Origin of the sequence: Janthinobacterium sp. JC611 (genome assembly GCF_018682595.1) — a bacterium.
Lineage (GTDB): Bacteria > Pseudomonadota > Gammaproteobacteria > Burkholderiales > Burkholderiaceae_D > Janthinobacterium.
Map to the genome: position 1 here is coordinate 69,708 of NZ_JAFLJN010000003.1, position 25,066 is coordinate 94,773.

Consider the following 25,066-nt stretch of genomic DNA (forward strand, 5'->3'; position numbering starts at 1 on the left):
ATACATCATGAGCAACGACACCACCACAACCAGCAATGACACCCCCGGCAAGCGCAAGGCCGTCCTGATCGCCATCACGGCCGCCTTTGTCGTGGCCAGCGGCGCCTGGGCCGCCTATTATCAACTGGTGCTGTCCAGGGAAGAGGTGACGGACAACGCCTATGTGGGCGGCAACCTGGTCACCCTGTCGGCGCAAGTGACGGGCAATGTCGACGCCATCCGCGCCGACGAGACGCAGATGGTGAAAGCGGGCGCGCCGCTGATCACCCTGAACGCCATCGATGCGGACCTGGCCTTGAGCCAGGCGCAGGCGCGGCTGGGCAACGTCGTGCGCCAGGAGCGCGAACGCTATGCCAGCGTGGCGCAGTACGACGCCGTCATCGAGCAGCGCCGCCTGGCCCTGGCCACGGCGCAGGGCAACCTGGCGCGCCGCGCGCCGCTGGCGGCGGATCAGACGATCTCGGGCGAAGACCTGGTCCATGCGAAACAGGCCGTCAATGACGCGAAAGCGGCCTTGACGGTGGCGCAGCGCCAGGCCGAGTCGGCCAAATCGGGCGTGGCCGGCGTGCACCTGGCCGGCCATCCGGCCGTGCTGTCGGCCCGGGGCGACGTGTTGCAGGCGTGGCTGGCCGTGCGCCGCAACGCCGTGGTGGCGCCCGTTTCCGGCTATGTGGCCAAGCGCAGCGTGCAGCTGGGCACGCACGTGACGCCGGGCACGCCCTTGATGTCCATCGTGCCGCTGGACCAGCTATGGGTCGATGCGAACTTCAAGGAATCCGAATTGCGCAATATCCGCGTAGGCCAGGCGGCCACCATCGAAACGGATTTGTATGGCAACAAGGTGGTGTACCACGGCAAGGTGCTGGGCATGTCGGCCGGCACGGGCAGCGCGTTTTCCCTGCTGCCGGCGCAAAACGCCACGGGCAACTGGATCAAGGTGGTGCAGCGCGTGCCCGTGCGCATCACGCTGGACCCAAAGGAGCTGGCCGCCCACCCGCTGCGCATCGGCCTGTCGACCACGGTGACGGTGGACACCAGCCATGGCGAAGGGGCAACCCTGGACCAGCCGCTGGTGGCCAGCACGGTCTACACGACGCAGGCGCTGAACCAGCCCGTGGATGAGGCGGAAAAGATGGCGGACGCCATCATTGCGCAGAATTTACTCCACTGACGCCTACTTCACCTTCCCCGCCGCCACCTGGTCCAGGATATGCTTGGGCACGGCCGCATAGTGCTTGAATTCCATCGTGTAGGTGGCGCGGCCCTGGGTCAGCGAACGCAAGGTCGTCGAGTAACCGAACATTTCCGCCAGCGGCACCAGGGCCTTGACGATGCGGCCCGCGCCGCCGGGGATGTCGTCGACGCCCTGCACCATGCCGCGGCGGGCCGTCAGGTCGCCCATGACGTTGCCCATGAACTCTTCCGGTGTTTCCGCCTCCACCTGCATCATCGGTTCCAGCAGCACGGCATGGGCCTTGCGCATGCCCTCCTTGAAGGCGATGGAGCCGGCCATGCGAAACGCGTTTTCGTTCGAATCGACGTCGTGGTAGGAGCCAAAGGTCAGCGTCGCTCTGACGTCGACGACCGGATAGCCGGCCAGCACGCCCGACTTCAAGGTTTCGGCGATGCCCTTGTCGACGGCGGGGATGAATTCGCGCGGCACCACGCCGCCCTTGATGGCGTCGACGAACTGGTAACCGGTGCCTGGCGGCAAGGGTTCCAGCTTGAGCACCACGTGGCCGTACTGGCCCCGTCCGCCCGACTGCTTGACGAACTTGCCCTCGACGTCTTCCACTGCGCGCGTGATGGTTTCGCGGTAGGCCACCTGCGGCTTGCCGACATTGGCTTCCACGCCGAATTCGCGCCGCATGCGGTCGACCAGAATTTCCAGGTGCAATTCCCCCATGCCCGACATGATGGTCTGGCCCGATTCCTCGTCCGTATGCACCTTGAACGACGGGTCTTCCTGCGCCAGGCGGTTTAGGGCGATGCCCATCTTTTCCTGGTCCTGCTTGGTCTTCGGTTCCACGGCCTGGGAAATCACGGGTTCCGGGAAGATCATCTTTTCCAGCACGATGACGTGATCGATGGCGCACAGGGTGTCGCCCGTGGTGACGGCTTTCAGGCCCACGGCGGCGGCGATGTCGCCCGCATACACTTCCTTGATTTCCTTGCGCTCGTTCGCATGCATCTGCAGGATGCGCCCCAGCCGCTCGCGCGCGCTCTTGGTGGGGTTGTAGACCATGTCGCCTGAATTGACCACGCCCGAATACACGCGGAAGAAGGTCAGCTGCCCCACGAACGGGTCCGTCATGATCTTGAAAGCGAGGGCCGAAAAATGCTCGTCGTCCGCCGGGTGGCGCTCCACCTCGTTGTCGTGCTCGTCATGTCCCATGATGGGCGGCACTTCCATCGGCGACGGCAGGTATTCGATGACGGCGTCCAGCATGGCCTGCACGCCCTTGTTCTTGAAGGCGCTGCCGCACAGCATGGGCACGATTTCATTGCGGATGGTGCGCGCGCGCAAGGCCTGTTTCAGCTCCGCTTCCGTGAACGTGTCGCCATTCAGGTAGCGTTCCGTCATCTCGGCCGTGGCCTCGGCCGCATGCTCGACCAGGTGCTCGTGCCATTCCTGCGCCTGCGCCAGCAAGCTGGCGGGAATCTCGCCATAGCTGAACTGCACGCCCTGGCTGGCGTCGTCCCAGGTGATGGCGCGCATTTTCAGCAGGTCGATGACGCCCGTGAAATGCTCTTCGGCGCCGATCGGCAGCTGGATGGGCACGGCCACGCCTTTCAGGCGCTCGGCGATCTGCTGGCGCACGCGCAGGAAGTCCGCCCCCACGCGGTCCATCTTGTTGATGAAGGCGATGCGCGGCACATGGTATTTGTTGGCTTGCCGCCAGACGGTCTCGGACTGTGGCTGCACGCCGCCGACGGCGTCGTAGACCATCACGGCGCCGTCGAGCACGCGCATCGAACGCTCGACTTCAATCGTGAAATCCACGTGACCGGGCGTATCGATGATGTTGATGCGGTGTTCGGGGAAGTTGCCTGCCATGCCTTTCCAGAAGGCCGTGGTGGCGGCCGAGGTGATGGTGATGCCCCGTTCCTGCTCCTGCTCCATCCAGTCCATGGTGGCGGCGCCATTGTGCACTTCGCCGATCTTGTGATTGACCCCCGTATAAAACAGGATGCGCTCGGTGGTGGTGGTCTTGCCGGCGTCGATATGGGCGCTGATGCCGATGTTGCGGTAGCGCTCGATAGGTGTTTTGCGGGTCATCACAATCTCCATGGCTAGCCCGGCGCGCCACTGTCTGCACCGGTTTTCCAGTGTAGCAGACATCGATTTGAGCGGCACGGGCGACCGGTTTTTACCATGCATACAACACCGACCTTCGCGCGCACGGTAGGCGCACAGGGTAAATGGCGGATTCAGCTATACTTTCTTATCAATTAATTCAACAAAGATTAATCAAAATCAAGACGCCCCCGGGATCTCCGGGGTACGCACCGGACGATATCCCCTCACATTTTATGACGACCCCACTAAAAAAAATAATCCTCTCTTCCTTGCTGGCATCGCCGGCGCTGGCCATGGCCGGTGAACTGGAACAGCAGATGCAGCGTTGCGCCGTGCTCGGTGACGCCAGCGCCCGCCTGGGCTGCTTCGACACCCTGGCCAAGGCGGCGGAAAAGGCCACCATCGCGGCCGGCGGCGATCCCGCCACGGCGGCCGTGGCCCTGGCGGCGGCCGCCGAGGTCGCCCCACTCACGTTTGTCGGCCCGCCCGGCGTGGCCACGCCGGAGGCCGTCAACGCCGCCATTCCCGCCATAGCGCAGGCGGGCGCGGCGCCGCCGGAAGCGCCGATTTCGCGCACGCAGCAGTCGTGGGAACTCAACGATGCCTCGAAGCGGGGCCTGTTCAACTTCCGCCCGCACCGCGACACCTATCTGTTGCTGGCCAATTACAGCGACGCATCGAACGACGAACCGTTCCAGGATTTCACGCCGGCCGGCATCAAGAGCCAGCACGTGGAATTGACGTTCCAGCTGAGCTTCAAGATGAAGCTGCTGGAAGACATCGCCGGCACGCCCATCGACATGTGGTTCGGCTACACGCAGCAAAGTTTCTGGCAGGCGTATAACCGCAAGGCATCGAGCCCGTTCCGCGAAACCAATTACCAGCCGGAACTGATGCTGATCTTGCCGATCAACAAAAATTTCGCGGGCGTGGAGTTCAATTACCTGAACCTGGGCCTGGTGCACCAGTCGAATGGCCAGACCTCGACCCTGTCGCGCAGCTGGAACCGCGTGTATGCGGAACTGGGCATGGAAAAGGACAACCTGGCCGTCACGGCCCGCGTGTGGCATCGTCTCGACAACAGCGCGGTCGATAATGACAATATCGACATCGTCGATTACCTGGGGCATGGCGACTTGCGCGTGAGCTACCGCAACAAGGGTCACGAGTATGCCGTGACGGCCCGCCGTAATTTCAGCAAGAAGCATGGCTCCATGCAGGCAAGCTGGGCTTTCCCCTTGAAGGCCAACCTGAAAGGCTATCTGCAACTGTTCTCCGGCTATGGCCAGAGCTTGATCGACTACAATTATTCGCAGAAATCGATCGGCGCCGGTTTCATGGTCGACCTGTAAGCGGCACGGTCCGACAAACAAAAATGGCGCCGAGGGCGCCATTTTTATGGGAAAACCAGTTTAGCGCCGCCCGCCGCCCAGCACGCGGGCCGGCAGCATGACGATGGCGCGCAGTAATTCAAACACACCTTCCACGCCGATGCCGATCAGGCGGAATGGCAGCAACAGCAGCCAGGCCAGCGGATACAGCACGAGGGCCAGCAGGGCCAGGGGCCAGCACACCAGCAAGAGCAGCAACCACAGCACGAATCCCAGCATCGCGTCCCCCTCGAATGAAATGTGCGGAGCAAGCCGCGCTTGCCCCGCTACCGTGACGGCACTATAGTAAAGCGCAGCGGCGGCGGCAACGGCCATGCGATGAACTGCATGCTGCGCGGATGAACGGTGCAAAAACGGGAATGAACGGGGGCTTATTGACCGACGCAAATCACTTTCGTGATGTATTCATGCGCGTTCGGCTTCTTGTTGGCGGCCCATTTGATGGCCTGGTTGGCATCTTCGATGGTCATGACGGTGGCCTTGTCCTTCGACTTGATGAAGGACACGCCTTCAAACACGCCCTCCTTGCTGCGCATTACCTTGGCAAACACGGGCGGCCTGGTCTCGCCATCGCTGATTTTGTTCTGTTGCACGAGGTAACGCTGATCGATCTGTTCCATGATAGTAAAGCTGTCCAATGGGTAAAGGACGAAATATACCCTGAATGGACAAACGCCGCAGGAGGAAATGGCTGCGGCGTTGCCTTTACATTAATGATGCTTACGCATACACGGCGTTCTGCGTCACCGGCTGCAGATTGACATCATAGATGACTTGCGCGCGGATCGACGCTTCCAGCGAGGGAATCGAGCCGCCGGCGCGGTACTGGAAGCTCACTTGCAGCACGTCGCCCGCCTTCACGGCCAGCGGCGTGGCCAGCGGCAAACACATGTAGTGGTTCAGCCAGTCGATCGTGGTCGAACGCTCGGGCACGACGGCCAGGATGTTCTTGGTGACGAAACGCAAGGCGTTCAGGGTGCCGCTGCGCTCGACGACGAACTTGCCGTCGAAGCCGAAGACGGTGTCCGTCGGCTGGCTGAAGTCGATGATGCTGTAGACGGATGGCGGCGCCAGTTCCTGCACGCCCGGATGAATGGCCGTGGTTTCCTGGAATTGCACGATGGGCGCATAAAAGCCCTCGAAATCGTATTCCTGCTGCATCGGCTGCACGGCCATGATGACGGCCTCGGGCAGGAAGATGGGCAGCGGGCCGCCAAAACGGGCCAGGTAGCGGCGCTTGAACGATTCGATCACTTCCACCTGCTTTTCGCGCAGCATGCCCACATGAATCATTTCGCAAATGACCACATCGACGGGCTCGGGCGGCAGGTATTCGAAGGCGTCCGCGTGGACGACCTCGACTTTTTCACCGTTGGGATTGAGCGCCAGCATCTTGCGCGCTTCCTTGACCATGTCCGGGTTGAACTCCACGCACCAGACCTTGTCGGCGCGCGCGGCCGCAAACCACGACAGCACGCCCGTGCCGCCGCCCAGCTCCAGCACCTTCATGCCGGGTTTTACCGCGTAATCGATCGCCGACTTGAACCCGTGCATGCGGTTCTGGTCCATCAACATATTGTGGTGGTAATGGACGGGGATAAATTGCCCCAGGTAACAACTCTCGATTTCTCGTTCATTCAGCATGTCTGTCCTCTTGGAGTCTGGCTCCGATGGCCGATCGGTTTTGTCATTCCAGAAAGCAGTGATATCGCACGGGCTGCGCGAGGGGCGGCGACAATACAGCCGGCGCCTGACGGTGGTGGGAAGGCCCATGCGAGGTATCTCCTGATTAATGCGACACAATCATTATCGTTAATCGGCAGGGAGAACAAAGGGCTGAGGTGAGAGGCAATTCCATGCCAGTTTCAGCGCTGGCATGGAAAGTATTGCAATTAAAGAATTATTTTCGGGCTGCGCGCGCCTTTTGCGCCGCCTCGATGATCGCGACCACGCCGGGCTTGTCGCCCGCCTGGGCAAATTGCACGGCCGTCCAGCCATGGTCGCTCTTCAGGCTGGCGTCCGCGCCCCAGGACAGCAGCAGCTTGACGGCGCCTTCCTGCCCTTCGCGGGCGGCAAACATCAGCGGCGTGATGTTGGCGGGCGCGCGCGCATCGACCATGGCGTCGCGGTCGAGCAGAATTTTCATGATGGGCAAGTCGCCAGCCGAGGCCGCATAGTGCAGCGCCGTCCAGCCGCTCTGGTTGACCTTCGCGCCCTTGGCCAGCAAGGCGTTCACGGCGTCCTGCTTGTGCTTGTAGGCGGCCATCATCAGCGCCGTGTTGCCATTGGCCGAACGGGCTTCGATGTCGATGCCGGGCGTATCGAGCAGCACCTGGAACACCCGGTCCGCATCGTCGCGCAGGGCCAGCACGAGGGGAATGTCGCCGCGCTGCGCATCGGGCTGGTTCGGATTCATGCCTTCCGCCAGCATGCTGCGCACGCCGCTGGCGTTGTTGACGGACACGGCGCGGAAGAAGGCGTCCGGTTCCGGCGCCGCCTGGCTGGCCGTGGCGCAGCACAGCAGCATCGCCAGCGCGAGTTTTTTCATCATGTATGACCTCAAGAAGTTATGGCAACTGATTGAATAACTTGAAGAAATTATCCGTCGTCTGCTGCGCCACCTGGGCCAGGGGGATGCCTTTCAGGGTCGACAGGTATTCCGCCACGTGGGCCACGTAGCCGGGCTCGTTCATGCGGCCGCGGAACGGCACCGGCGCCAGATACGGCGAATCCGTCTCGATCAGGATGCGCTCGAGCGGCACTTCCAGGGCCACGGCTTGCAAGTCTTTCGCGCTCTTGAACGTGACGATGCCGGAAAAGGAAATATAGAAACCCATGTCGATGGCGGCGCGCGCCACTTCCAGCGATTCCGTAAAGCAATGCATGACGCCGGCCACGCCGCCATCGGACACGCCCGCGCCCTCTTCGCGCATGATGCGTATGGTGTCTGCACTGGCCGCTCTTGTGTGAATAATCAAGGGCTTGCGCGTGATTCTTGAAGCTTTGATGTGAGTGCGGAAACGCTCGCGCTGCCACTCGAGGTCGCCCGTCAGACGGAAATAGTCGAGGCCCGTCTCGCCGATGGCGATGATCTTCGGATGGTCGGCCAGACGGACCAGGTCGTCCACGGACGGTTCAGGCGTGTCCTCGTAATCGGGATGCACGCCGACGGACGCGAAAATATGCGGATACTGCTCGGCCAGGGCCAGCACTTGTGGAAAGTCCGGCAAGTCGACGGACACGCACAAGGCATGGGTCACCTTGTTCTCGGCCATCTTGGCGAGGATCTCGGGCATGCGAGCAGCCAGCTCGGGGAAATTGATATGGCAATGGGAATCGATATACATAAGGCGGATTGTACCGGAGGGAGCGGAATCTGGCAGGGGGAAGAAGGAAATGGAGCATTGGCACGAGTGCCGGCTGAGAGGCAATATCTATTCGTCCCACCTGACCTGATGGACTGCCCCCTTTGCTGCGCCAAACAACAGCCCCTGTCATCGGAACAAGACATTCGTCGAAAAAATTTCCCATAAAAAATGTTTTCCAATTTAGAACTATTTATGGCAACATCGACTCGCTATCTCCCATAAATCCACATACTCCGACATACCGAAATCAATTGACCGGCATCGCAACACCATGCCGTGCCGGTACTCATAAAAAGGGAATACGTATGCGTCATACTTTTTTTTTGGTCGCGATCTTGGCCAGTGGTGCAGCACATGCCGATTGGGTTCCCGTCTTAAGAGGGAATAACAACGTCGTGACTGTCAGTTACAACGGCGGCTCGGCATCGTATCAGGAAAGTGCCGCCAACTATGATGGCCGGCTGTCGCCATTCATCGGCGAGATGCGCAGTATCCGCACAGGGCTGGAAAACAAGCTCAACAGCGTGGTTGGCGCCACCGTTGCAGAAAAAGGCATCACATTCCGAGGCGGCAGCCTCAGCGGCAACCTGCATGCAAACATCCAGCCTGCGGCGCCTAACACCCTATTAATGAGCATTGATGGCATCAGTTACGAAGCGCGCAGCACCTATTCCGGGAAAAGATGGGGTATTCTCACCTTCGATTGCACCAATACATTTTCTGCCAAAAACATTTCGCTGACAGGGCAATACGGTGCGAACGACGGCGTGCTACTGCCGTCTGTGGGCCTCAATTCGAATGTAAACTCCTCTACCGATTGCGATTCCAACCTGGGCTGGATACTTCCTATCGTGGGAGATTTGCTGGTCAACAAGGTGACCGGCATACTCGATAGCCGCCTAGAGGACGGCGTGCGCAGTGCCATGAACGAAGTCAAGGACAAGCTGCTGTATATGCCGGATCCGGCATGGGGCATAGGCATGCTGCGCCTGGTACCTAATACAATGCAGATAACGGCGCCCGATGGCAGGACCTTCAATATCGGCCAGATCGTCGCCAACAATCTGCCCTATTTGCTGGGCAATAGCCAGATCGACCTGCAATTCGGACTTGGCATGAATCCCAAAACGGTTCCTGGCACCAGTGCGCCGCAAATCACGAAGTTTGATGAAAACGTCGTGACGCTTTCCGTTACCTCACCTTCGATCAGCTTCTCCGTCAGATTGAGCCAACAGGCATACGTCGACTGGAAATGGAAATGCCCTGTCAATTCGCCACCTGGCGGCTGCCGCGAACCTTAAATCTATCCGGCAAGCGCCTGACGGTAGTGCGCTGTTTCCTTGGCATGGCCTGCGGCTGACTACTGCCCCTGCGGCGGCTGCCACAGCTCGACCTTGTTGCCCTCGGGATCGATGACCCAGCCGAACTGGCCATATTCGGAGTCCGGTGCCTTCTCCAGCACGGTGCAGCCTTCGTCGCGCAAGGCTTGCAGCAGCGCGTCGAGGTCGTCGACGCGGTAGTTGATCATGAAGGAGGCCTTGCCGGGCGCGAATTGCTCGCTGTCCTTGGCCGCGACGGACCAGATGGTGGTGCCGCCAGCGGGCTTGCCGTCGGCGTCCGTCCAGGCGAAGGCGGCGCCGCCCCACGGCTGCACGTCCAGGCCCAGGTGGCGCTGATACCAGGCGCGCAGCGCGGCCGGGTCTTGCGCGTGGAAAAAGATGCCGCCGATGCCAGTGACCCGTTTCATGCACGCCTCCGTTGCCGTCGAGTGCCTTGACTGTAACACCGGGGGCTGGGCGTGGCAAATGGACATGGCGCGCCAGGAAAAAAACCAGCAAGCGGGCGCAGTGCCATACCGCAGCTGCACGCGCGCTTGCGGCCAAGTCATTCCAGGCGGGCCAAGAACCGCACAATCCGGATTAACTTGATATCGCAAATCATTGATTTTATTGGCAACTTGAAGCGTAGTCGAGCAGCATGTCCTCGAGGAACAGCTTGGGCGACAAGGGGTGTTCGGCTATCGCGCGGCGTTCGTTGGCGGCCTTGATGGCGGCCATCAGACGGCTCACGTTGATGCGTCCTGCCAAGGCTTCCAGTTCGCGCCGGTGGCGCGGGTAATAGCGGATGGTGCCGGACAATTTGACGGAAAACACGTCGTATAGCCAGCGCTGCAAGGAAGCGACCAGCGGCGCCAGCGGCGCCTTCTGCAATTTATCCGCCGCTTTCAGGGCCGCTTCCACGCCCGGGTTGGCCAGCACCTGCAGCAACTGTTCCGTTTCCTCGCGGCCACCCGATTCGGACTGGGCCAGCGCGGCCAGCGGCGCGCCGCCCTGCTCGCGCAGCCAGCTGTCCGCATCGTTCAAGCCTTGTTGCTTGAGCCACGTCAAGGCTTGCTCATGGCTGGGCATGGGCAAGGCAAATTTCCTGCAGCGCGACAATATCGTCGGCAGCAGGCGGTCCAGGCTGTTCGATGCCAGCAGGAACAAAGTGCCAGGCGGCGGCTCTTCCAGGGTTTTCAGCAAGGCATTTGACGCGGGCGTGTTCAACGCCTCGGCCGGGTACAGCACCACCACGCGCAAGCCTTGACGGTGCGTGGAAATGTTCATGAAGTCGGCCAGGTTGCGGATCTGCTCGATCTTGATGTCTTTCGACGGCGTCTTGGTCTTGGCGCTTTTCTTCGCGCCTTCGCCCTCTTCGCCGTCATCGGCCACCTCGTCTTCCAGCGCTTCCGGACGGACCCGGCGGTAATCGGGATGGTTGCCCTGGCTAAACCAGCCGCACGAGGCGCACGTGCCACAGGCATGGCCGTCGGCGCGCACGTTTTCGCACAGCAAGGCTTGCGCGAAATGCTCGATGAAGTCGGCCTTGCCGATGCCTTGCGCGCCATGGAACAGGATGGCGTGCGGCATGCGCGGGCGCAAGGCTTGCAATTGCTGCCAGGCGTCCTGTTGCCACGGATAGAGAGAACTTGTCATGTCTTCTTCTTTTAAATCAGCACGTTATAACGCTTTTCTCAAGTAAAATATCAAGTAGCTGCGCGAGCTGTACTTGAATATCGGCAATGCTTTGCGTGGAATCGATGATGCGGAAACGGCCCGGGAACTGCGCCGCGCGGCGCAGGTACTCGTTGCGCGTGGCGGCAAAGAAATCCGATCGCTCCTGCTCGAACTTGTCGAGCGCACGCGTGGCGTCCAGGCGGGCCCGGGCGACGTCCAGCGGCACGTCGAACAGGAATGTCAGGTCCGGCTGCAAGTGCGGATGCACCCACGCTTCCAGCGCTTCCATCTTGCGCAAGTCCATGCCGCGCCCGCCGCCCTGGTAGGCGAAGCTGGCATCGGTGAAACGGTCGGAAATGACCCACTCGCCACGCTCGAGCGCGGGCGCGATGACTTGCGCGATGTGTTCGCGGCGGCTGGCGAACATCAGCAAGGCTTCCGTTTCCAGGTGCATTTTTTCATGCAGCAGCAGTTCGCGCAGTTTTTCGCCCAGGCTGGTGCCGCCCGGTTCGCGCGACGAGACGAGGGTCACGCCGCGCTGCCGCAGGTAGTCGGTGACAAAGCCGATATGCGTCGACTTGCCCGCGCCATCGATGCCTTCGAAGGTGATGAAGCGGGGTTGATGGTGTTGTGTCATGAAACTTCTTACTTAAGTAGGTGAAATTAGCAGGTGAAATTAGCAGGAGAAATTACCGCTGGTACTGGTTCACGGCGCGGTTATGGTCGGGCAAGTTGGCCGAGAACTGGCTGGTGCCGTCGCCGCGCGCGACGAAATACAGCGCCTGCGTGCGCGCCGGCGCCAGCGCCGCCGTCAGCGATTGCGCGCCAGCCAAGGCGATCGGCGTGGGCGGCAAGCCGCCGCGCGTGTAGGTATTGTACGGGGTGTCCGCTTCCAGGTCGCGTTTGCGGATCTTGCCCTGGTAGCTGTCGCCCATGCCATAGATCACGGTCGGGTCCGTCTGCAGCAGCATGCCCGTCTTCAGGCGGTTGACGAACACGCCGGCGATCATGGCGCGCTCGGACTTTTGCCCCGTTTCCTTTTCCACGATGGAGGCCATGATCAGCGCCTCGTACGGGTTTTTATACGGCAAGGCCGGATCGCGCTTATCCCACGCTTCGGACAGGCGGCCGATCATGGCCGCGTGCGCCTGCTTGAAAATCTGCATTTCGCTGGCGCCCTTGGCGAACAGATAGGTGTCCGGGAAGAACAAGCCTTCCGGCAACACATATTCCGGGCTGATCTTCGCCATCAGTTCCTTGTCGGACAGGCCCACGGTGTCGTGCTTGAGGCCGGGATGGCTAGCCATGGCCATGCGCATCTGCCTGAAGGTCCAGCCTTCGATGATGGTCAGCGACTCTTGCGCGAACTCGCCGCGTGCCAGCTGCGTGATCAGGCGCTGCGGCGTGGTGCCCGGCTTCAACTCGTAGGAACCGGCCTTGATCTTCGAGGTCTTGCCTTCGATGCGCGCCAGCATGTTGAACAGGATGGGCACGATGGGCACGCCCGCGTCCGCGATCTGCTGGCCGGCCGCATGCGCGCCGCTGCCCGGCGCGATCGTAAACGGAATCGCTTCTCCGTCCGTAGTGATGGGCTGCTGCGCCCAGTACACAAAAGTACCGCCGACGCCGATGGCGGCGATGACCGAGCTGACTACAAGTTTTTTAAAGAAAGCCATTGTTCCGATTCTTGTGATGCGGGCGCTGATGGCCAACGTCCGCTTGTTATGATCGTTCATTTGTGAAGCAAGTGCGCGCAAAGCGGCGCCAACACTGGCAATCTTGCCGCAGCCGACGCGATCTGCGCGACATCACTATAATGAACCCGTAATGATAATGCTTAATCGCTGATCTAATGGAAATTATGAATAACTGGAATCAATTTTTAACCGCACAAGGCGCCCGCCCCGTCGCCACCGATGGCGCGCCTGACAGCACCGCCCCCATCGCCGCCGCCCCTATCGCCGACTTCGGCCAGTCCCTGACAGTGTCCCAACTGCAAGAAGGTTTTGTCGCGGCCATCACGGACCAGGGCTTGATCGGCCTGGACGGCGACGAGGCAGCCAGTTTCCTGCACGGCCAGCTGACCAACGACGTGGAACACCTGAACCAGGAGCAAGTGCGCCTGGCCGGCTACTGCACGCCGAAAGGCCGGCTGCTGGCCAGTTTCCTGATGTGGCGCAACGCCACCACCATTTATCTGCAATTGCCGCGCGCCATACAGCCGGCCATCCAGAAGCGCTTGCAGATGTTCGTGCTGCGCGCCAAGGCCAAGCTGCACGATGCATCGCTTGATGAAGCCAAGCAGGTCATCCTGGGCCTGGGCGGCAAGCACGCCAGCGCGGCCCTGTGCGCCTGGTTCCCCGCCCTGCCCGCCACGCCCTTCAGCAAGGTCGAGCACGCTTCCGGCACCCTGCTGCGCGTGGCCGATGCGTTCGGCAGCGCCCGCTATGAATGGCTGACCTCGGCCGCCACGGCGCGCGACGCGTGGCAGCGATTGACCGAGCAGCTGGCCAAGGGCGGCAACGACGCCTGGCAATTGTCGGAGATCCACGCGGGCATCCCGCAGATCACGGCCGCCACGCAAGAGCAATTCGTGCCGCAAATGGTCAATTTTGAATTGCTGGGCGGCGTCAATTTCAAGAAAGGCTGCTATCCGGGCCAGGAAATCGTCGCGCGCAGCCAGTATTTGGGCAAGCTCAAGCGCCGCACCACCCTGGTCAGCATCGCTGACGCCAGCGTCGCCGCCGGTGGCGAACTGTACACCGTCAGCGATCCGGACCAGCCTTGCGGCATGGTCGTCAACGCGGCGCCCAACGGCAGCGGCGGCGTCGACGCGCTCGCTGAAATGAAGCTGGGGGCGATCGAAGAAGGTTCAAGCGCCGCCGGCGCCGTGCGCTACGGTTCGGCGCAGGGCGCTCACGTGCAGTTCCTGCCCATGCCTTACGTGCTCGACGCACTCGACTTGTGAGAATGCCATGAAAGATTTGTACATTTATTATCAGGTCAAGCAAGAGCACGCCCAGGCACTGGAAGCCAGGGTCCGTGCCATGCAGGCGAAACTGGCGGCCGCCTCCGGCGTGGCGCCGCAACTGAAGCGCCGCCCTGACGCCAAGGATGGCTTGCAGACGTGGATGGAAATCTATCCCGTCGTCGGCGAAGGTTTTGCCGAACTGCTGGCCGGTACCGCCGACGAGGCGGGCTTGCTGGCCATGACGGCCGGCGCGCGCCATACGGAAGTGTTCATGGATTTGCCTCCATGTGCCTGATCGTTTTTGCCTGGAAAGTCAATCCGCACATCCCGCTGATTGCCGCCGCCAACCGCGACGAATTCTATGAACGCGCCAGCGCCCCCGCCGGGACTTGGCCCGAGCACCCGCAAGTGTATGCGGGCCGCGACCTGCAGGCGGGCGGCAGCTGGATGGGCATCACGCAAGCCGGCAGCGGCAGCTCGCGCTTTGCCGCCATCACGAATATCCGCAGCCCGCAAGACCGCAAGCCGGACGCCCCCTCGCGCGGCGCCCTGGTGGCCGACTACCTGGCCGGCAATATGTCGCCGCAAGACTACATCGCGCAAATCCGCCCCGGCTGCAAGGCCTACAACGGTTTTAACCTGGTGCTGGGCGACGCCGACACGCTGATCTGGTTTTCCAACCGCGGCGATGGCGATGCGCGCAATGGCCAGCCATTGGAACCGGGCATCTACGGCCTGTCGAACGCCCTGCTGGACGCGCCGTGGCCGAAGGTCTTGAAGACCAAGGCCCAGTTCGCCAGCCTGCTGTGCCAGGGCGCGCCCGATGAAGCGTATTTCGACATGCTGGCCGACACCACGCGCGCGCCCGACTTCCGCTTGCCGGACACGGGCGTGCCACTCGACCTCGAGCGCGTGCTGTCCGCCGTCTGCATCGAAACGCCGGGCTACGGCACGCGCACCTCCACCGTCGTGAAACTGTTCCCGGACTCGCCCGGCGAACTGCATGAGCTGGTGATACAGTAGGTCGGGATAACGGAGCGCCGAGGCGCGCGGTGCGCAACTTGACAATACCGTAATACGCTAACGACACCTCCAATCGGTTTAGCGCGCTTTTGGCCCGCTAATCCGACTTGGGGCGAATAGGAAAAATGGGGAAATCAGACGCTAAGAGGCTCGAAACTCAATCGTCGACTTGGCCGAGACTCCTTCAATTGCCGCAGTCAGTGGTGTGGCATGGCCAGGACAAGTCCAGCGATATCATCGTTCCTCCCTCGTATGCCACACGCGCAAAACGAAGATCCTTGATCCCACAATCTCGTAGCGCATTTCGTAGTGGCCAATGAGGATGCGCCGGACCTCGCCCGGCTCGAACTCTTCAAGCTTCTGGCCAATTCGAGGATTCGCCACCAGGCCGGCTGCGGCGGTCGTCAACGCTTTGATGACCCGCGCCGCCGCCGCTTTGTTCACGGCAGCCAGGAACTCGTGCAGGCGAACCAGGTCGGACAACGCTTTGCTGCTCCACTGCAACTGCATTAGGGCAGCGCCGGCGCCGGCAGCGGGTTATCGGTGCCGAGGCTGTCAGCCCACGCCTGCACCGCTTGGTGGCCGATGACGTGGCCCGCCTTGACGTCGGCCATTGCCTCTCGCGTCAGGCGGCTGCGCTCCTCTTCCTGCTCAACCCAGGCGCTGAGCGCCTGCTTGACGACCCAACCCCGCGAGCGCTCCAGGCGCGCAGCCAACATGTCGACCTTGTCGGCCAGCGGCAGCGGTACGTGTGCAGTGAGCACTTTAGTTTCGCTCTGTGCCATCTCGGGTGTCCTCGTAGTCTTTTATCTCAACTTCATCATCCCATAGCAAAAAATATGTGTCAATCGCGTTAAATCATCAGTAATCAGAGTGATTTAATGGACAGACCCATTGAAATAATGCGATTTTAATAATTAAAATCACTCAAATAGAGCTTCGCTATACCGCTGCGCTACCCAGGCTATGCGCTGGCCAGCGACACCGTGCTACCGGAATCCGTGTTGCACTGGATTGCCAAACAAATGCGTAGCGCCGCTGCTGCCTGAGCAGAACAAGCCGCACCAAAAACCTCATTCCATCCATGCGCACAAAAAAGAAAGCGCTTGCGCAAGCGCTTTCTTTTGTTTACGATGGATGCAAACGCGGCAACAAAGCCGTGCATCAAACACATAAAAACAAAAAAATACCATCAGGAGACACCATGGCCACCATGGAAGATGTAGCGCGCGCGGCGGATGTATCGCTGTCGACCGTTTCTCACGTACTCAACGGCACCCGCAAGGTCAGCCCGAAAACCGTCGCCGCCGTCAACGCGGCCATGCAGCAGATCGGCTATGTGCCGAACATGCTGGCCCGCGCGCTGGCCGGCTCGTCGTCGGGCACCATCGGCGTGGCCATTTCCGCCTTCACCAATCATTACTTCAGCGAAACCGTGCGCGCCATCGAGGCGGCCTGCACGCGCCATGGCTTAATGATGCTGTTTTCCGATACGCATGACGACCCGGAGCAGGAATTGAAAGTGGTGCAGAACCTGCACCAGCGCAGGGTCGACGGCATCGTGCTGGCGCCGTCCGGCGATCCGCACAACCGCGCGCTCGACTATTTAAGCAGCAACAAGATCGCTTCCGTGCTGGTCGACCGCATGTCGCCGCAGCCGTTCGACCAGGTGGGCGTGGAAAACAGCGAGGCGACGGCGCAGCTGGTCAGCCATCTGATCACGGTCCACGGCCACCGCCGCATCGGCTTCATCGCGGGCGCACCGGGCCTGTCCACGACGGACGAGCGTATCGCAGGCTATCGCCTGGCCTTGCAGCGCGCCGGCATCGCCTTCGATGCGGACTTGCAGCGCTCGGGCGACTCCAACCTGGAACGCAGCGGCGCGGCCACGCGCGAACTGCTGGCCCTGCCCGCCGCACGGCGTCCCACGGCCATCGTCGCCGGCAATAACCTGATGACCATCGGCACCATGCACGCCTTGCGCGATGCGCACATTGCGGTACCTCAAGACGTCGCCCTGGCCGGCTTCGATGATTTCGACTGGGCCGATTATTTCAGCCCCCGCCTGACCGTGATGGCGCAGCCGCTTGAAGAGCTGGGCGCCATGGCCGTCGACCTCTTGATCGACCGCATCGCCAATCCGGGCCGCGCCCAGCATGTGCAGCGCCTGTCGCCGACCCTGCGCGTGCGCAACTCCTGCGGCTGCCCCTGACTTTTTACTCTAAATAATATGCATCCAGCGATTTCCCTCGGTATCGACCTCGGTACCTCCGAACTGAAAACCGTGCTGATGGACAGCGCAGGCGCCGTGCGCGGCCAGGCGTCCGTGCGCATCGCAACCAGCCGCCCGCAAGCGGGCTGGTCCGAACAGTCGCCGCAGGACTGGTGGGCCGCCTGCGTCACCGCCCTGGCGCAGCTGCGCGCCGGCTGGCCGCAAGACTATGCGCGCATCGTTTGCATCGGCCTGTCCGGCCAGATGCATGGCGCCGTGCTGCTCGACGCCAACGATCAGCTCATCCGTCCCGCCATCCTGTGGAACGATGCGCGCGCCGAGGCCGAAGCGGCCGCCCTGGCGCGCGACTATCCCGCGTATGCGGACGTGACGGGCAGCCTGCCCATGGCGGGCCTGACGGCGCCGAAACTGCTGTGGCTGCAAACGCACGAGCCCGACGCCTTCGCCGCCATCGCCTGCCTGCTGTCGCCCAAGGATTATCTGCGCCTGCGCTTGACGGGGATCAAACTGACGGACATGTCCGACGCGGCCGGCACCCTGTGGCTGGACGAAGCCCGGCGCGCCTGGTTCGCGCCCATGGTCACGGCCTGCGGCTTGCGCCTCGATCAATTGCCGGCGCTGGCCGAAGGCGATGCCGCCACGGGCACCGTGCCGGACGCCATCGCCGACCAGCTGGGATTGCCCGAGAACGTGGTGGTGGCGGGCGGCGGTGGCGACAATCCCGTCTCGGCCGTGGGCATCGGCGCCGTCAACGGCGGCGACAGTTTTATTTCGCTGGGCACCAGCGCCGCCATCGTCAGCGTGACCGAAGCGCCGCTGGGCAACCCGGCCGGCGGCGTGCACAGCTTTTGCCACGCCCTGCCCGGCCGCTGGTACGCGATGGGCGCGATCCTGTCGGGCGCCAGCTGCGTGCGCTGGGCGACTAGCGTGCTGGGCTTGCCCGACGAGGCGGCCCTGCTGGCGCTGGTGGAAAACGCCGTGCCGCTCGATTCCCCCATCGCGCCATCCGCGCCGCTGTTCCTGCCCTACCTGTCGGGCGAGCGCACGCCGCACAACGACCCGCAAGTGCGCGGCGCCTTTTTGCAACTGGGCCACGACAGCACGCCGGCCCAGCTTGGCTATGCCGTGCTCGAAGGCGTGGCCTTCGCCTTGCGCGACGCCATGGCGGCCGTCACCTCGACGGGTGCCGTCGTTCCGCACTGCATGCTGGTGGGCGGCGGCGCGCGCAGCCAGTACTGGGCGCAGCTGCTGGCCAATGTGCTGGGACGCGAGATGCGCACCCTGCACAACAGCGAACTGTCGGCCAGCCTGGGCGCGGCCAAGCTGGGCTTTGCCGCCATCGGCCAGCGCCAGCTGCTGTCCACCGGCTTGCCCATCAAAAACACTTTCCTGCCCGATGCCGCGCACAGCGCAGCCTTGAGCCTGCGTTACGGTCGCTACCGTAGCCTGTTTCCCGCCGTGCAAGCCTTGCACCAACTCAGCAAAGGATAAGCAGCAATGACGCAACTGAATCAACTGCAACAATTGAAGCAAACCAGCACCGTCGTCGCCGACACGGGCGACTTCTTGCAACTGGCCCGCTTCGCTCCACAAGACGCCACCACCAACCCGTCGCTGATTTTAAAGGCCGTGCTGCAGCCCGAATACGAGCCCTTGCTGGAAAGCACGGTCGCCGCGCACAAGACCGCCAGCCTGGACGATATCGTCGACCAGGTGCTGGTGCGCTTCGGCCTGGAAATCCTGAAGGTTGTGCCGGGCCGCGTGTCGACGGAAGTCGATGCCCGCCTGAGCTTTGACCGCGCCGCCACCGTCGCCCGCGGGCGCCGTTTGATCGCCCTGTACGAGCAAGCCGGCGTGGCCCGCGAGCGCGTGCTGATCAAGGTCGCCGCCACCTGGGAAGGCATCCAGGCGGCGCGCGAACTGGAAGCGGAAGGCATCTTTTGCAACCTGACCCTGCTGTTCGCGTTTTGCCAGGCCGTCGCCTGCGCGGACGCGAAGGTGCGCCTGATTTCGCCGTTCGTGGGCCGCATCTACGACTGGCACAAGAAGTCGCAGGGCGCGGCATGGGACGAAGCGGCGCGCAGCCTGTCCAACGATCCAGGTGTGCAGTCGGTCACGCGCATCTTCAATTACTACAAACAACATGGCATCGCCACCCAAGTGATGGGCGCCAGCTTCCGCAACGTGGGCCAGATCACGGCCCTGTCCGGCTGCGACTTGCTGACCATCAGCCCGGACCTGCTGGCCAGGCTGGAAGCGGCGGATGCGTCTTTCGAGCGCGCGCTGGGCGGCGACCTGGGCGCGGCGCAGCCGGCCGTCACGTATGACGAGGCGGCTTTCCGCTATGCGCTGAACGACGATGCGATGGCGACCGAAAAGCTGGCCGAAGGCATCCGCGGCTTCGCCGTCGATGCAGGCAAGCTGGACGCCATGATCGAGAAATTGCGTACTAACTAAGTTTTCACCCGTAGCACTGTTCGTTTTTACAATAAAAACCCTTGGAGATCCTCATGAAAAAAGTCATTACCGCCTCCCTGCTGCTGTCCGCCGCCTGCGGCGCCTTCGCCGCCGACAAACCGCTCAAATCGATCGGCGTGAGCGTGGGCGACCTGGCCAACCCGTTTTTCGTCGCCATTGGCCGCGGCGCGGAAGAAAGCGCGAAAAAGCTGGGCGGCCCTGGCGTGAAGGTCACGACGGTGTCCAGCAAGTATGACCTGAACACCCAGGTCGACCAGATCGAGAACTTTATCGCCAACAAGACTGACATCATCATCCTGAATGCCGTCGATTCCAAGGGCATCGCACCGGCCATCAAGAAAGCGCGCAATGCGGGCGTCGTCGTGATCGCCGTCGACGTGGGCGCCGTGGGTGCTTCGGCCACCGTGATGTCCGACAACACCATGGCCGGCGACGTCTCGTGCGCCTACCTGGCCAAGCAGATCGGCGGCAAGGGCAATGTCGTGATCCTGAACGGCCCACCCGTAACGTCCGTGATCGACCGCGTCAACGGCTGCAAGAAGACCCTGGCCGCGTTCAAGGATATCAAGATCCTGTCCGACAACCAGAACGCGGGCGGCAGCCGCGACGGCGGCATGACCGTGATGTCGAACTTGCTGACGGCCCATCCGAAGATCGACGGCGTGTTCGCCATCAACGATCCGACCGGCATCGGCGCCGAACTGGCCATCAAGCAATCGAAGCGTACGGACGTAAAACTGATCACGGCCGTCGATGGCGCGCCCGATGGCCAGAACGCCCTGAAAAACAAGGCTGGCCTGTTTGCCGCCACCTCGGCGCAAAATCCGTACCGCATGGCCACGGACGCCGTGCAGATGGGCTACGACATCATGAACGGCCGCACGCCGAAACAGACCATGGTGCTGTTGCCGACCCCGGCCATCACCAAGGAAAACGTGGCCACCTACACGGGCTGGGTACGGAACTGATCTGCCTGACCTGAACCACGTGGCGCCGCCGGCCAGTTGGCAGGCGGCGCCAGTTTCACCAGCAAGGAAGGACAGTCATGAGCGACGAAATTATTTTTGAAATGCGCGGCATCGAGAAGCGCTTTGGCGCCACGCGCGCGCTGCGCGGCGTGCACCTGACGGTGCGCAGCGGCGAAATCCATGCCGTGATGGGCGAAAATGGCGCCGGCAAGAGCACCCTGATGAAAATCCTCTCCGGTGTGTACACGCCGGACGCGGGCGAGATCATCCTCGACGGCAAGCCGATCAAGATACGCAACCCGGGCGAGGCACGCGCGCTGGGCATCAACCTGATCTATCAGGAATTGAGCGTGGCCAAGAACATGACGGTGGCGCAGAACGTCTTCATGGGCAGCGAGCCGCAAGGACCGTTCTGGACCGTCAAGGCCGGCGAAATGCGCGCGCGCACCAACGCCATCCTGGCCGACCTCGGTTCCCGCTTCGACGCCGACACCATGGTGTCCACGCTGTCGATCGCCGAGCAGCAACAGGTGGAAATCGCCCGCGCCCTCGTGCATGAAAGCCGCATCCTGATCATGGACGAGCCCACCGCTGCCCTGTCCGACCGGGAAACCGAACAATTGTTCCGCATCATCGAAGAACAGCGCGACAAGGGCCTGGCCGTGCTGTACATCAGCCACCGCATGGCCGAGGTGGAGCGCCTGGCGCGCCGCATCACGGTGCTGCGCGACGGCGCCTATGTGGGCGAACTGGGCAAGGATGAGCTGGATCAAAAGAAAGTCGTGCAAATGATGGTGGGCCGTCCCGCCGACGATTTTTATGCGCACCAGCGGCGCAGCACGCGGGGCGCCGAGCGCTTGCGCGTGGAAAACGTGGGCGGCGGCAAGGTCAAGCCCGCCTCGTTCAGCCTGCATGCGGGCGAAGTCACGGGCCTGGCCGGCCTCGTCGGCGCGGGCCGCACGGAACTGGCGCGGCTGATCTTTGGCGCCGACAAGAAAGCATCGGGGCAAGTGTGGCTCGACGGCCAGGAAGTGCATATCCACCGCCCGCTGGCGGCGATCCGCCACGGCATCGGCTACCTGCCCGAGGACCGCAAGAGCCTGGGCTTGTTCATGCAACTGTCGGCCATGGAAAACATGTCGATGAACATACTATCCAAGCATGCGACGGCGGGCGTCGTCAACCGCGGCGCCCTGACGCAGCTCACGCGCGAGGCGATCAGCAACCTCAACGTGAAAGTGTCGGGGCCGGACGGCATCGTCGGCGGACTCTCCGGCGGCAACCAGCAGAAGGTCTTGCTGGCGCGCTGGCTGGCCATCGCGCCCAAGGTCCTCATCCTCGACGAACCGACGCGGGGCGTGGACGTGGGCGCGAAGAGCGAAATCTACAAAATCATCCACCAGCTGGCGGACGCCGGCACGGCCGTGCTGTGCATTTCCAGCGAACTGGCCGAGCTGGTCGGCATCTGCGACCGCGTGATGGTGATGTGCGAGGGACGGATGACGGGCGAAGTGACGGGCGACGACATCACGCAGGAAAACATCCTCGCCTATGCGACCCAGCTGGAAGCGGCATAAAAACACCTGCCAAAACCTACTGCGCGTCGCGGGTTGCGGTTTCCGATGCTCACTGTGCATTCGCACAGTTCCGCGTCTCAACCACAACCCACATCCGCTCGCTACGGTTTTGTCAGGCGTTTTAAGAATACGTCTTAAATAATCATTCAGGAGACTCATGATGACAACTAGCACCACCCGCGGCGCCGCGCGCGCCGGCGAACCCTTCAATGCCTCGAACCTGATGCGCCGCCTGGGCATGCTGCCCGTGCTGGTCGTGCTGTACCTGGCCATGTACGGCCTGACCGTGTATTTCTCGGCCGACGGCACGTCGACCTTCATGAGCAGCAATAACACCATGAACATCTTCCGCCAGGTGTCGATCAATATCGTGCTGGCGTCCGGCATGACCTTCGTCATTCTCACCAGCGGCATCGATCTGTCCGTCGGTTCCGTGCTGGCCGTCTCGGCCGTTGCGGGCATGCTGATGTCGCTCTCGGCGCAGTTCGCCGGCTTTTCGATCCCCGCCTTCCTCATCGTCGGCCTGCTGCTGGGCGCACTGAACGGCGTGCTGGTCGCCCTCGTCGGCCTGAACCCCTTCGTCGTGACCCTGGGCACCATGACGGCGTTGCGCGGCGCCGCCTACCTGCTGGCCGACGGCACCAGCGTGCTGAACACGGAAATCCCCAGCTTCGAATGGATGGGCAACGGCAGCTTCCTGGCCGTGCCCTGGCTGATCTGGCTGGCGGCGGCCGTCGTGCTGCTGACCTGGTTCATCCTGCGCAAGACGACCCTGGGCCTGCACATCTACGCCGTCGGCGGCAATATCCAGGCGGCCCGCTTGACGGGGATCAAGGTCGGCCTCGTGCTGATGTTTGTCTACACGATCAGCGGCCTGTTCGCGGGTTTGGGCGGCGCCATGTCGGCCAGCCGCCTGTACGCGGCCAACGGCAACTGGGGCACGGGCTACGAACTGGACGCCATCGCGGCCGTCGTGCTCGGCGGCACCAGCCTGATGGGCGGCGTGGGCTCCGTCTGGGGCACCGTCATCGGCGCCCTGATCATCGGCGTGATGAACAATGGCTTGACGATTCTGGGCCTGTCGTCGTTCTGGCAATATGTGGCCAAGGGCGTCGTGATCGTGCTAGCCGTGATCCTGGATAAATGGCGCCAGTCGCACGCGCAGAATTAAAATCCGGGGTCAGACCCTCAACACCGCTAACGCAAAGCTCTGCGCCAACGTTATCGGGGGTCTGCCCCCAGCAGTTAAAACTGCAAGCGCATCTCCACATGCGCAATCCCCGCCTCTTCAAATTGTTCCCCCTGCTGCACGAAACCGTGGCGTGCATAGAATGGCGCGGCCACGGTTTGCGCGTTCAAGACCACGGCGGCATCGCCCCGTGCGCGGGCTTTCTCCATCAACAATTGCAGGATGGCGCCGCCCACACCCGTGCCGCGGCCCGGCTGGCGTACGGCCATGCGGCCGATGTGGCCGTCTGGCAAGAGCCGGCCCGTGCCGATGGCGTTGCCGGCATCGTCATAGGCGACGGCGTGCAGGCAGACGGCGTCCATGTCGTCGAGTTCGATCTCGGCCGGCACTTTCTGTTCATCGACGAAGACTTCAAAACGGATGGCGGTGGCGTCCTGGCCCAGGGTGGCCCAGTCGCCGAGGCGGATGGTGTGCTTGGTCATGGTAGACAGTAATAAAAGACAGGCCGTTATTGTCGCACGACCTGCCTTTGCACAGAGAGATCAGCTGAGCTTGACCAGCTGCTTGCCGAGGTTACGGCCTTTCAACAGGCCAATAAACGCTTCCGGCGCGCTGGCCAGGCCCTCCGCCACGGATTCGCGGAATGTCAGCTTGCCCGTTGCCACCAGGCTACCCAGTTCCGCCAGCCCTTGCGGCCAGAAGTCCGGCTGTTCCGAGACGATGAAGCCGCGCACGGTGAGGCGGTTGGTGAGGATGAAGCGGGCATTCTCGAGCGGCGTCGGTTCGCCGTTGTAGCCGGCGATCCAGCCGCACACGGCCACGCGTCCGAACGCGTTGGTGCGCGCCAGCGCCGCGTCGAACACGGCGCCGCCCACGTTTTCAAAGATGGCGTCGATGCCGTCCGGCGTGGCCGCTTCCAGGTCGGACGCCAGCTTGCCCGCCTTGTAATCGACGCAGGCGTCGAAACCCAGTTCCTTGACGACGTACGCGCATTTCTCCGCGCCGCCGGCGATGCCGACGACCCGGCAGCCTTTCAATTTCGCCAACTGCCCCACGACGCTGCCCACGGCGCCGCTGGCGGCCGACACGACGACCGTTTCGCCCGCTTTCGGCGCCATGATCTGGTTCAAGCCATACCACGCCGTCATGCCCGGCATGCCGACGGCGCCCAGGTAAGCGGACGCAGGGATATGCGTCGTATCGACCTTGCGCAGCATGCTGCCGTCGGACACGGCCACTTCCGTCCAGCCCAACGTTCCCACCACCGTGTCGCCCACGGCGAACTTCGGATGCTTCGATTCGAGCACCACGCCCACCGTGCCGCCGATCATGGTTTCATCGAGCGCCTGTGGCGCCGCATAGCTCTTGTTCGTGCTCATGCGCCCGCGCATGTAGGGGTCGAGCGACAGGTACTGATTACGCACCAGCAATTGACCATCCTGGATGGCGGGAATCTCAGCCGTTTCCAAACGGAAGTGTTCCGGCTGCACTTCAGCCGTGGGGCGCGAGGCGAGGACGATGCGTTGGTAGGTGGTCATGAATGCTCCTGTCAATAAAGTTAATAGCTAACA

At 62.4% G+C, this 25,066-nt stretch carries 26 protein-coding genes; 12 read left to right on the forward strand and 14 right to left on the reverse strand.

All coding sequences use genetic code 11. From position 1 onward, the window contains the following. Positions 1 to 7 precede the first annotated feature (7 nt). Positions 8 to 1,171 (forward strand): HlyD family secretion protein, encoded by a 1,164-nt coding sequence (locus J0O65_RS03210; protein ID WP_215404078.1) that lies wholly within the window; start codon positions 8 to 10, stop codon positions 1,169 to 1,171. Positions 1,172 to 1,174: 3 nt separating this feature from the next. Here the strand turns inward: J0O65_RS03210 and fusA are convergent, their stop codons facing one another. Continuing rightward, positions 1,175 to 3,280 carry an elongation factor G gene (gene fusA, locus J0O65_RS03215; RefSeq protein WP_215404080.1) on the reverse strand — a complete coding sequence of 702 codons (2,106 nt, stop codon included), beginning with the start codon at positions 3,278 to 3,280 and terminating at the stop codon, positions 1,175 to 1,177. 254 nt (positions 3,281 to 3,534) lie between these two features. Here fusA and J0O65_RS03220 point away from each other — a divergent pair, with 254 nt between their 5' ends. Beyond that, positions 3,535 to 4,653, forward strand: coding sequence for a phospholipase A (locus J0O65_RS03220; RefSeq protein WP_502793534.1), 1,119 nt, complete (start codon positions 3,535 to 3,537; stop codon positions 4,651 to 4,653). Between the two features lie 60 nt (positions 4,654 to 4,713). Here the strand turns inward: J0O65_RS03220 and J0O65_RS03225 are convergent, their stop codons facing one another. From J0O65_RS03225 to J0O65_RS03245, 5 genes are all read right to left on the reverse strand, one after another. Beyond that, positions 4,714 to 4,911 (reverse strand): hypothetical protein, encoded by a 198-nt coding sequence (locus tag J0O65_RS03225; RefSeq protein ID WP_034784591.1) that lies wholly within the window; start codon positions 4,909 to 4,911, stop codon positions 4,714 to 4,716. 152 nt (positions 4,912 to 5,063) lie between these two features. Further along, entirely contained in the window at positions 5,064 to 5,312 is a 249-nt protein-coding gene (locus J0O65_RS03230) for a hypothetical protein (protein ID WP_215404082.1), read from the reverse strand. Between the two features lie 100 nt (positions 5,313 to 5,412). Further along, positions 5,413 to 6,336, reverse strand: a complete 924-nt coding sequence (locus J0O65_RS03235; RefSeq protein ID WP_215404084.1) for a class I SAM-dependent methyltransferase — start codon at positions 6,334 to 6,336, stop codon at positions 5,413 to 5,415. 256 nt (positions 6,337 to 6,592) lie between these two features. Continuing rightward, positions 6,593 to 7,243, reverse strand: coding sequence for an ankyrin repeat domain-containing protein (locus tag J0O65_RS03240; protein WP_215404086.1), 651 nt, complete (start codon positions 7,241 to 7,243; stop codon positions 6,593 to 6,595). Between the two features lie 16 nt (positions 7,244 to 7,259). Continuing rightward, positions 7,260 to 8,039, reverse strand: coding sequence for a TatD family hydrolase (locus J0O65_RS03245; RefSeq protein WP_215404088.1), 780 nt, complete (start codon positions 8,037 to 8,039; stop codon positions 7,260 to 7,262). A gap of 326 nt (positions 8,040 to 8,365) precedes the next feature. Between J0O65_RS03245 and J0O65_RS03250 the strand changes: the two genes are divergently transcribed. Continuing rightward, positions 8,366 to 9,361 (forward strand): hypothetical protein, encoded by a 996-nt coding sequence (locus J0O65_RS03250; protein ID WP_215404090.1) that lies wholly within the window; start codon positions 8,366 to 8,368, stop codon positions 9,359 to 9,361. A 59-nt stretch (positions 9,362 to 9,420) separates the two neighbouring features. On the opposite strand, the gene J0O65_RS03255 is transcribed toward J0O65_RS03250, so the two are convergent. The 4 genes from J0O65_RS03255 to mltG all read right to left on the reverse strand — a co-directional run bounded on the left by J0O65_RS03255 (position 9,421) and on the right by mltG (position 12,732). Continuing rightward, positions 9,421 to 9,807 (reverse strand): VOC family protein, encoded by a 387-nt coding sequence (locus J0O65_RS03255; RefSeq protein WP_215404092.1) that lies wholly within the window; start codon positions 9,805 to 9,807, stop codon positions 9,421 to 9,423. 199 nt (positions 9,808 to 10,006) lie between these two features. Next, complete coding sequence (locus J0O65_RS03260; RefSeq protein ID WP_215404093.1) at positions 10,007 to 11,035, reverse strand: DNA polymerase III subunit delta'; 1,029 nt, start codon at positions 11,033 to 11,035, stop codon at positions 10,007 to 10,009. A gap of 16 nt (positions 11,036 to 11,051) precedes the next feature. After that, the gene (gene tmk, locus J0O65_RS03265; RefSeq protein ID WP_215404096.1) at positions 11,052 to 11,693 is read right to left on the reverse strand and encodes a dTMP kinase; all 642 of its coding nucleotides are present in this window, start codon (positions 11,691 to 11,693) and stop codon (positions 11,052 to 11,054) included. 52 nt (positions 11,694 to 11,745) lie between these two features. Next, positions 11,746 to 12,732, reverse strand: coding sequence for an endolytic transglycosylase MltG (mltG, locus tag J0O65_RS03270; RefSeq protein ID WP_215404105.1), 987 nt, complete (start codon positions 12,730 to 12,732; stop codon positions 11,746 to 11,748). Positions 12,733 to 12,908: 176 nt separating this feature from the next. Between mltG and ygfZ the strand changes: the two genes are divergently transcribed. Genes ygfZ through J0O65_RS03285 form a run of 3 tightly spaced genes read left to right on the forward strand, consistent with a single transcriptional unit; the run spans position 12,909 to position 15,050 of the window. Then, positions 12,909 to 14,024 (forward strand): CAF17-like 4Fe-4S cluster assembly/insertion protein YgfZ, encoded by a 1,116-nt coding sequence (gene ygfZ / locus J0O65_RS03275; protein WP_215404107.1) that lies wholly within the window; start codon positions 12,909 to 12,911, stop codon positions 14,022 to 14,024. Positions 14,025 to 14,031: 7 nt separating this feature from the next. Beyond that, a complete protein-coding gene (locus J0O65_RS03280) occupies positions 14,032 to 14,322 on the forward strand; it encodes a DUF4936 family protein (protein ID WP_215404109.1) in 291 nt (96 codons plus the stop codon). Beyond that, positions 14,313 to 15,050 carry an NRDE family protein gene (locus J0O65_RS03285; RefSeq protein WP_215404111.1) on the forward strand — a complete coding sequence of 246 codons (738 nt, stop codon included), beginning with the start codon at positions 14,313 to 14,315 and terminating at the stop codon, positions 15,048 to 15,050. The genes J0O65_RS03280 and J0O65_RS03285 overlap by 10 nt, the downstream gene beginning before the upstream one ends. Positions 15,051 to 15,284: 234 nt before the next feature. On the opposite strand, the gene J0O65_RS03290 is transcribed toward J0O65_RS03285, so the two are convergent. Continuing rightward, positions 15,285 to 15,560 carry a type II toxin-antitoxin system RelE/ParE family toxin gene (locus J0O65_RS03290; protein WP_215404113.1) on the reverse strand — a complete coding sequence of 92 codons (276 nt, stop codon included), beginning with the start codon at positions 15,558 to 15,560 and terminating at the stop codon, positions 15,285 to 15,287. Continuing rightward, a complete protein-coding gene (locus tag J0O65_RS03295) occupies positions 15,560 to 15,835 on the reverse strand; it encodes a CopG family ribbon-helix-helix protein (protein ID WP_215404115.1) in 276 nt (91 codons plus the stop codon). Before J0O65_RS03295 ends, J0O65_RS03290 begins: the two co-directional genes overlap by 1 nt. 419 nt (positions 15,836 to 16,254) lie before the next feature. Here J0O65_RS03295 and J0O65_RS03300 point away from each other — a divergent pair, with 419 nt between their 5' ends. The 6 genes from J0O65_RS03300 (at position 16,255) to J0O65_RS03325 (ending at position 23,477) form a co-directional block, all read left to right on the forward strand. Next, positions 16,255 to 17,262, forward strand: a complete 1,008-nt coding sequence (locus tag J0O65_RS03300) for a LacI family DNA-binding transcriptional regulator (RefSeq protein ID WP_215404117.1) — start codon at positions 16,255 to 16,257, stop codon at positions 17,260 to 17,262. 30 nt (positions 17,263 to 17,292) lie between these two features. After that, complete coding sequence (gene xylB, locus J0O65_RS03305; RefSeq protein WP_215404827.1) at positions 17,293 to 18,774, forward strand: xylulokinase; 1,482 nt, start codon at positions 17,293 to 17,295, stop codon at positions 18,772 to 18,774. A 15-nt stretch (positions 18,775 to 18,789) separates the two neighbouring features. Beyond that, a complete protein-coding gene (tal, locus tag J0O65_RS03310) occupies positions 18,790 to 19,740 on the forward strand; it encodes a transaldolase (protein WP_285896776.1) in 951 nt (316 codons plus the stop codon). A gap of 53 nt (positions 19,741 to 19,793) precedes the next feature. After that, positions 19,794 to 20,729, forward strand: a complete 936-nt coding sequence (locus tag J0O65_RS03315) for an ABC transporter substrate-binding protein (RefSeq protein ID WP_215404121.1) — start codon at positions 19,794 to 19,796, stop codon at positions 20,727 to 20,729. 77 nt (positions 20,730 to 20,806) lie between these two features. Beyond that, positions 20,807 to 22,306, forward strand: coding sequence for a sugar ABC transporter ATP-binding protein (locus J0O65_RS03320; RefSeq protein WP_215404123.1), 1,500 nt, complete (start codon positions 20,807 to 20,809; stop codon positions 22,304 to 22,306). Between the two features lie 160 nt (positions 22,307 to 22,466). Then, positions 22,467 to 23,477, forward strand: coding sequence for an ABC transporter permease subunit (locus J0O65_RS03325; protein WP_215404828.1), 1,011 nt, complete (start codon positions 22,467 to 22,469; stop codon positions 23,475 to 23,477). A gap of 74 nt (positions 23,478 to 23,551) precedes the next feature. On the opposite strand, the gene J0O65_RS03330 is transcribed toward J0O65_RS03325, so the two are convergent. Both J0O65_RS03330 and J0O65_RS03335 read right to left on the reverse strand, forming a co-directional pair. Continuing rightward, positions 23,552 to 23,977 (reverse strand): GNAT family N-acetyltransferase, encoded by a 426-nt coding sequence (locus tag J0O65_RS03330; protein ID WP_215404125.1) that lies wholly within the window; start codon positions 23,975 to 23,977, stop codon positions 23,552 to 23,554. A gap of 60 nt (positions 23,978 to 24,037) precedes the next feature. After that, positions 24,038 to 25,033 (reverse strand): NADP-dependent oxidoreductase, encoded by a 996-nt coding sequence (locus J0O65_RS03335; protein ID WP_215404127.1) that lies wholly within the window; start codon positions 25,031 to 25,033, stop codon positions 24,038 to 24,040. Positions 25,034 to 25,066: the final 33 nt, after the last annotated feature.